The sequence below is a fragment of the Deltaproteobacteria bacterium genome, assembly GCA_030654105.1.
Taxonomy (GTDB): domain Bacteria; phylum Desulfobacterota; class SM23-61; order SM23-61; family SM23-61; genus JAHJQK01.
In genome coordinates, this window is record JAURYC010000061.1 from 1 (window position 1) to 7,757 (window position 7,757).

6 protein-coding genes are annotated in these 7,757 nt (G+C 54.5%); 3 read left to right on the top strand and 3 right to left on the bottom strand.

Annotated features, from left to right (window positions below; genetic code table 11):
* The coding region (locus tag Q7V48_02445) for an iron-containing alcohol dehydrogenase (GenBank protein ID MDO9209599.1) at positions 1-1,129 on the bottom strand (1,129 nt) is incomplete at its 3' end.
* 192 nt (positions 1,130-1,321) lie between these two features.
* On the opposite strand from Q7V48_02445, the gene Q7V48_02450 reads away from it, so the two are divergent.
* Positions 1,322-2,533: an aminotransferase class I/II-fold pyridoxal phosphate-dependent enzyme gene (locus tag Q7V48_02450; GenBank protein ID MDO9209600.1), complete on the top strand. Its 1,212-nt coding sequence runs from the start codon at positions 1,322-1,324 to the stop codon at positions 2,531-2,533.
* On the opposite strand, the gene Q7V48_02455 is transcribed toward Q7V48_02450, so the two are convergent.
* Entirely contained in the window at positions 2,512-4,866 is a 2,355-nt protein-coding gene (locus tag Q7V48_02455; protein MDO9209601.1) for a hypothetical protein, read from the bottom strand. The genes Q7V48_02450 and Q7V48_02455 overlap by 22 nt on opposite strands.
* A 279-nt stretch (positions 4,867-5,145) precedes the next feature.
* Between Q7V48_02455 and Q7V48_02460 the strand changes: the two genes are divergently transcribed.
* Positions 5,146-7,080, top strand: a complete 1,935-nt coding sequence (locus Q7V48_02460) for an FAD-dependent oxidoreductase (protein ID MDO9209602.1) — start codon at positions 5,146-5,148, stop codon at positions 7,078-7,080.
* 12 nt (positions 7,081-7,092) lie between these two features.
* Positions 7,093-7,545 carry a tRNA (N6-threonylcarbamoyladenosine(37)-N6)-methyltransferase TrmO gene (gene tsaA / locus Q7V48_02465; protein MDO9209603.1) on the top strand — a complete coding sequence of 151 codons (453 nt, stop codon included), beginning with the start codon at positions 7,093-7,095 and terminating at the stop codon, positions 7,543-7,545.
* 20 nt (positions 7,546-7,565) lie between these two features.
* Here tsaA and Q7V48_02470 read toward each other — a convergent pair.
* A partial coding sequence (locus tag Q7V48_02470) for an acetyl-CoA C-acyltransferase (GenBank protein ID MDO9209604.1) occupies positions 7,566-7,757 on the bottom strand: 192 nt, incomplete at its 5' end.

Consider the following 7,757-nt stretch of genomic DNA (forward strand, 5'->3'; position numbering starts at 1 on the left):
CCTGGGTTGCTTTTCTCGGATTGTTCCCCGGGCTTCCGCTGGCGATCGCATCCGCTGCCATCTGTTCCACTATGGAATTGAACTTTTTCTCCTCCACTCCCAGTTCTCTTAAGGTAGGAACTTTCAAGTCTACATTTAACCCTTCTACTGCATCGGCCGCGAGATAAGCCGCATCGAGAACAGAAAGTCCCTCGGTAATTTCGCCCATGGCCTCGGCGATTTCAGCATAACGTTTCGGGTTCCCTGGAATGCTGAATTCGATAACCGTAGGAAGGAGGGCGGCATTCGAGATCCCGTGAGGAACATGGAAATAGGCTCCGATGGGCCTGGCCATCCCGTGCACCAAAGCAACGGAGGAGTTGGAAAAGGCCATCCCGGCTTGCAGAGCGCCGATCATCATGTTCGTCCGAGCTTCGACATTATCCCCATTGGACCAGGCCTGCCGAATATTGCCAGCAATGAACCGGATCGCCTGAAGGGCGAGGGTATCGGTTATCGGTTGAGCCTTTACCGAAACAAAAGCCTCAATGGCGTGGGTGAGGGCATCGAGACCCGTAGCCGCTGTGATTTTCTGGGGCATCGTCAGCGTCATCAAAGGATCAACCAATGCCACCCGCGGCATGATATTGAGGCTGGCAATGAGCATCTTTACGTCCCGGGTGGTGTCGGTGATGATGGTAAACTGGCTAACTTCGCTGCCAGTCCCGGCCGTAGTCGGGATAGCAATCAGGGGAGCCCCCGGGCGAGGAATCTTATTCGCTCCGGCAAAGTCACTCATCTTTCCCGGGTTTGTGGCCAGGGCCGCAATGCCTTTGGCCGCATCTATAGGGCTGCCCCCTCCCACGGCAATTAAAAATTCTGCTTGGACTTCCTTGAAAATCTTCAGCCCCTCTTCCGCAAAATCCATCGTTGGCTCGGTAACTACCTTGTCGTAAATGGCAAAAGAAATTCCCGCCATTTCCAGCGAGTTCTTGATGTCATTGAGAAGACCGATTTTTTCCAGAGCCACGTCAGTAACGATCAGAGCTTTTTTTCCGAGGCCCTTGGCGAAGGAACCCACCTCTTTAGCAGCTCCGGGCCCGTTCACGATTACAGATGGAGTTTTAAATTGATAAGTTTGGGTCATCATTTTTCCCCCTCCTCCTCTTTGCCTTCTTTTTTTCTAATATTTTTATCTCCGTATAGCAGAAATGTTATTATTCGTCAATGCGTCTGCCTAAATCAACTCTTTTATTGCTTCTTGGGCAACAATATTTTAAACTTAATCATCTGAATCTTTATCCCCTTTTCCTGTTATGTTTTCAAGAGAGGAGTTTCCCCCATGACTATCCCCACTGCTGAACGGATGAGCCGGATCGGAACAGAGACCGCTTTTGCGGTTTCGCTGGAGGCCAGCCAGCTGGGGCGGCAGGGCAAGAAAATTTATCCCTTTCACCTGGGCGATATGAACATCATCACGCCCGCGAATGTGATGGCCGCCGCCACCGAGGCCATGAGGAAAGGAAAGACGGGTTATGCCCCCACCGCCGGAATCCCCGAGCTGCGCGAAGCCCTGGCCAAAGATGTGGGCGCAGCCCGCAAGCTGAATCTCACGGCCGACAATGTATCCATCCAGCCCGGCGGCAAACCGACCATCGGAAAGTTCATCATGGTGGCGATGAATCCTGGCGACAAAGTGCTCTACCCGAATCCGGGCTACCCGATCTACGAATCACAAATCGAATTTCACGGCGGCGTGGGTATTCCTTACGGTTACAAGGAAGGCAGGGATGGCTTTATCCTCGACATGGAGGCGATCCGCAACGACATCCAGGCGGGGGCCAAAATCCTCATTTATAACAATTACCAGAATCCCACCGGAGCCTCCTCGCCGAAGGAAGAAATGGAGGAATTGGCCCGGCTCGTTGTGAAGAACGATCTCTTCGTTCTATCGGATGAGGCGTACTTCGACATTCGTTACCGCGGTGAACCGATGAGCATCGCCAGCCTGCCCGGCATGGCCGAACGGACGGTCATCCTGTACACGTTCAGCAAGAAATTTGCCATGACCGGATGGCGATTGGGAGCGGCCATCGGTCCGGCCAGGTTTATCGACCACATTTCCAAAATTAACGTGAATGATGAATCTTGCGCCAACCACTTTGTCCAGTACGGCGCCCTAGCCGGGCTCCAGGGCGGTAGCGAAGGGCCAAATTTCATCGTCGCTACGCTCCGAGAGCGGCGCGATGTGCTGGTCGACCTGCTGAATGCCATCCCGGGCATCAAGTGCTTCAAGCCGGAGGCAACCTTCTACGTTTTCCCCAACGTTACGGGGGCGATGCGGCGCACAGGGGTTGGGGATGTGGAAGAGTTTCGCAAGCTCTGCCTGCACGAGACCGGGGTAAGCTTCTGTACGCGGCGTCATTTCGGGCGTCCGCTGCCTGGCGAGACGGAACAGTACGTGAGGTTCGCCTACTCGGGGATCGATGGGCCCCTAATTAAGGAAGGGCTGGCCAAGCTTACTGATTTCCTTTATCGCTTTCCCTCCACGTAACGGACAATCGCTTTGAACTGGCTCTCCCCGTCCAGACCCGCCTCCGCCAGAACCTTGTCCGCCTGCCCGCTGCCGAGATAATGGCCTTTCTGGAAAGGGTGGAGGGTCATCTGCCGGCCCCAGGCCGAACGGATCCAGCGATCCATTGTGGGTAGAGTAAAGCCGGTGATCCCCATCGCCTCCTGAGCACACGCTTCCGGAAATATCCGCTCCTGCTCTGCACGCGGCAAAAGATCGAAAAGCTCTGCACTGGCCACGTAATAGACATTCAGATCCATCCCTTTGGCCTTCAACATTGCTAGCGTATGCTCGACAAACGCATAGGCAACCTCGCTGCCCTGGAGCACCAGAGTTCCATTGCTCTTGGCCTCGGCCCGGCGGAGAAGGTAGACACCGGAGGCAGCCTCGGTGGCCGGGGCAAGACCTAAGGCCTCACGGTTGACGACTTTTTCATTCGGCCTGGTGACAAATGGCGCAATCACCGCCGGACGTTTGTTCAACGCAGCCGACACCAGGGTCCAAATCTCCTGAGGATCCCAGGGGGTGAGGGTGATCATCGTGCCGCGGGGAAAGTTTCCCTGGAGAAGCTGCAAGGCCTGAGGATCGGCGTGGGTTGGCCCATCTTCCCCCGTTTTGACGCCGGCGTGGGCGCAGACGAGGAAAAAGGGGCGATAGGGCTCTTTGGTAATGGCCTGCCGAGCCTGATTGCCGATAGCATGCAGGCGGGCGGCGATATGACCCAACGGAGCGATGAATGCTCCGTAGGACGAGCCGACCCCCATATGGCGTCCATAGGTAGAAAGGCCGGCAAGGATGCCCGCCATGGCGTCCTCGCAGATGCCTCCGGTTGATAGGAGCCGCGCCCCCGGGTTGGTAGCAGCGTTGTAATAACCTTCGGGGAAACCCTGGGCGATGGTATTGACGCTCGTTGAGCCCAAAAGGTCGGCCGCTGCCGTAATGATTGCCCCATGGCTGGCCTTATTGTAATGCTGCAGTACCCGACCCAGTTCCCCGCGCAGGGTTGTTGCCTTACCGGGTGACAGGGTCAGTTCTTCCGGAATGATATCTTCGCCCCTCTTGGCCATATCAAAAATTGCTTCAAGGGTCGGAGCTTGTTGGCGTGGCTTGCGGCCTCGCCTATTAAGGCGGCGACGGGCTTCCAAGAGTTTTCGCGCCAAGGCATCCACTACCGGACGGCTCCTCTCCAAGGCAGCGCGAATCGTCATCAATGATTCCCAGAAGCACTCTTCAAGGGTTACCGTCTCCTTGCCGCCCTGGCAACGTTGATTGTTGCTTGCACATCTGGGAAGCTCTCCTCCCACTTTCTCGAGAAGCGGTTGGAGGGCCTGGTAGAAACCCTCCGCACAGAGGCTATGCCCCGCACCGTGGGATGCCCTCCCCTCAATGCCGTATTGCCACCCCTTTTTTGTTCGATAAACGATCGTTGTAGGCTGGTTGTTTTTGATGGTCCTGGCCACTCGTTGGGCGGTGACGATCTGTTCAATATCCAGGCCGTCCGGCACCAGAATAACGTTCCAATCATGCAGGTAAGCGAATTCCAGCGGATTCCATTGGACATAATCGCCGGGTACATCCCCATCGCGGCAGACGCGGTTAGAGTCGATTGAGGCTTGATTCCAGTCAATATGGAGAATGATGTTTTTCAAGGAGGCTGTACCGGCTGCGGCCATGGCCTCGCTGACCCGTCCCGGGGTCATGCCCCCTTCTCCTTCCACGATATGGACGCGCGGGGCCTCCTGGCCATAATAGTCCATCGCGCCGAGGGCAAGACCAATCGAGGTCCCCAAACCCACACCCGAAGCGCCAGTCGAGAGACGGATAAACGGAGTGGCCGGCGTTGGGTGGCCATCAAGCGGTTTCGCGTTGAATTGCAGAAAAAGCGGGGTTTGGGTGATGGGGTTGCGGCGGAAGCCCAGAAGATCCTCCAGACGTAGCTGGTACCGTTCCTCGTCGGGAAGAAGTTCGGGTGCCCCGATACGCATCACCTCGTTGCGCAGGGCCCACATGGCGTAAAGGCCCAAAGCCTTGTGGCCTGCGGCATAAGAGAGGATATCCGCGTCTTCCCGGTCAGGGTGGGACACATCATAATCCATGGCATTAAAAACGATACCGGCGACAAAGCGCCCGGAGGATATCGATCCGCCAGGATGGCCGGAGGTTGGAACGTAATTGTAAAGCAATGCGCATAAGGAACGGTAGATCAGGTCAAAAGCCTCAAAATTCTTTTTTTCATCATCGGCGAGCCGCTCCCCTTTCATCTTTTTGGTGATGTCAATATAGATTCCTCTTCTCGGTCCAAGTTTGAAAGGCATGGTTGCCTCCTGATTTAGATTCGCTGGGGGACGGCTGAAATACTACGATAGGATAGATTGGGGTGTCAAGAAATTCCTCCACCTGGCCCCCCTTCACTTTTCAATAAATTGATGAATGCACAGTGATAGACGAACCCCATTATTCGCACACTTCTTTACGGTCTTTATGCTATATTATGGGAGGCTTTAAAATAAATATCCGCTCTCCGCGCCTAAATCTTTCCTTCTAACGGAATCCCTTCGTAACCGTTTTGGCGATCCAAGGAGGACAAAAGAAATATGAATCATTTACAAAACTTATTTTCATCCATCATGATTAAGACCCTGGAGCTCCCGAATCGAGCTGTGATGCCACCCATGGGAACCAACCTGGGCAATGCCGATGGTACGGTCAGCGAGGCTAACCTGGCCTATTTAAAACGGAGGGCCAGGGGAAGGCCAGGACTGATTATCACCGAAATCTCGGCCGTCCACCCCAGCGGCGTGGCCATCAATAGCGAACTGGGCGCGTATGACGACCGCTTCATCCCGGGTTTGAAAAAACTTGCGGACGTAGCGCATGCGGCAGGCTGTAAAGTCGCTTTGCAATTACACCATGCCGGAAGAGAAAGTCTTTATCTTCTCAAAGAAGGAAAAGCTATTGCTCCGTCTCCGATCCGAAGCCTGGTCTTCGGCCTCACCCCGCGGGAAATTACCCGGGGCGAAATCCAAGAGATTATCGCCGCCTTTGGCGCCGCCGCATTCCGGGCCCGGCAGGCCGGATTTGATGCCGTGGAGGTGCATGGCGCGCACGGGTATCTGCTAACTCAGTTCCTATCATCCCTTTGCAACCAGCGCGAGGACGAATATGGCGGCAATCTGAGCAACCGCAGTCGGTTTATGGTAGAAGTTTTGCAGGAAGTGCGCAGGCGCTGGGGCAGTGATTTTCCCATATCCTTGCGTATATCTACAGAGGAATGCATCAAAGGGGGATACAGCGTTGAGGATATGCAGGCGATCCTGCCGAATTTGGTGAAAGCCGGAGCCGACCTGATTCATGCTTCTCTTGGAACGCACGGCAGCCCGGGTGGAATTACCAGTGCGCCGGCAGAATATGAACCCGGTTTTAATGTCTGGCGGGCAAAGAAGGTAAAGGAGGTTGTGGATGTACCGGTGATTGCCGTGGGGCGTTTCTCGGATTTAACCCTGGCCGATGAGGTGATCGGTCGCGGAGAGGCCGACCTCATTGCCTTTGGAAGGCAATTCTTGGCTGACCCTGATTTTTTAGTCAAAACGCGAGAAGGTCGGCCCCAAGAAATCCGCAAATGTATTGCCTGCAATCAGGGCTGCATAGAACGGTTGATTCTGGGAGAGGGAAAGATTCGCTGCGCCATCAATCCCGAAACCGGTCAGGAAACCATTTACCCGCAAGGCCCGGCTGCAGTGCCCCGAAAAGTTTGGGTCGTGGGAGCAGGCCCCGCCGGATTGACTGCCGCTTATGAGGCGGCCAGGCTCGGGCACCAGGTCACCCTTTTTGAAAAAGAAAGGAATCTGGGCGGCCAGTTGCTTTTTGCCTGCGTCCCACCTTTTAAAAGTATCTACGGAGAATGGATCTTCTGGCTTGCTTCCCAAGTTAAAAAGATCGGTGCCACCATTCTCACGGGAACTCAGGTTACCGACCGAATGATTGAAGAGGGCAATCCGGATGTCGTTATTTTAGCCATGGGAGGAGAAAAAATCATACCTGCGATTGAAGGGATTGACCTCCTCCTGGTAGGCGATGCCTGGCAAATTCTCTCGGGAGAGGTCGCGCCCAAATCACACGCCGTCGTGGTCGGAGGGGGACTGATCGGCATGGAGACAGCGGACTTTTTAAGCCAAAAGGGTACCCAGGTAACCCTGGTGGAGACTTTGAAACGCTCGCCCGTCCTTAAGATCACCTCCCACGGCTACATGCTGCACACCCGTCTGCGGGATAAAAATTGTAAACTTCTTTTTAACACGGTTGTGAAAAGGATCGCCGAGGGCTCCGTGACCATCCTGAGCGGCGGAGAAGAACAAACTCTGTCTCCGGTGGACCAGGTGATCATAGCCGTTGGCTTGAAACCTCGTGATGATTGGCAGCAGATCTTGCCGGCCAGAGGAATTCGCCACTGGGTAATCGGTGACGCCTGCCAACCCAGGCGGATCATAGAGGCAACGGAAGAAGGAGCCAAGGCAGCCTGGAGTCTTTGAAAAGGGGATTTTATGATGAACCTGCAACCCATTGGCATCGTTAAGTCAACCGCCACAGAACCTGCCGACGAAAATTGGGGCAAGGTTGTCTCGGAGATCCATCTGGATGAACCGTTCGTGCCGGGATTACAGGGTCTAGGGCAATTTTCTCACATCATCGTCGTTTTCTTTATGCATCAAGCTACCTTTAATCCTTCTACTGATCTTGCCCGGCGTCCCCGGGGCCGTGCCGACATGCCTGCCTTGGGAATCTTTGCCCAAAGAGCCAAGCATCGCCCCAATCCCATCGGGATTACAGCCGTGGAATTGATCGGGATAGAAAAAAATGTATTGATAGTAAGGGGCCTCGATGCCATTGACGGCACCCCTGTGCTGGACATCAAGCCCTATGTTTCTGCTTTCGACCGTATTGATCAACCTATCATTCCTGAATGGATGAAACGGTTGATGGAAGGATATTTCTGAATACCCTGAGCCTTTCTTTTTTATATCATTTCCAAGGCAGCGGCCATCGACACGCCGCCGCCGCCGCAAAGCGTGGCTAATCCCAAGGTCTTACCCCGTTTTTTCATCGCATACATCAAAGTTACCATGATCCGGCATCCTGTAGACCCGACCGGATGCCCAAGGCCAACCCCGCCACCATTCACATTGGTTATTTGCCGATTTAATCCCAA

Excerpts from the sequence above, each read along its gene's own strand:
- tsaA (MDO9209603.1), top strand. The coding sequence starts at position 7,093 with ATGATGAACCTGCAACCCATTGGCATCGTTAAGTCAACCGCCACAGAA.
- Q7V48_02450 (MDO9209600.1), top strand. The coding sequence starts at position 1,322 with ATGACTATCCCCACTGCTGAACGGATGAGCCGGATCGGAACAGAGACC.
- Q7V48_02460 (MDO9209602.1), top strand. The coding sequence starts at position 5,146 with ATGAATCATTTACAAAACTTATTTTCATCCATCATGATTAAGACCCTG.
- Q7V48_02455 (MDO9209601.1), bottom strand. The coding sequence starts at position 4,866 with ATGCCTTTCAAACTTGGACCGAGAAGAGGAATCTATATTGACATCACC.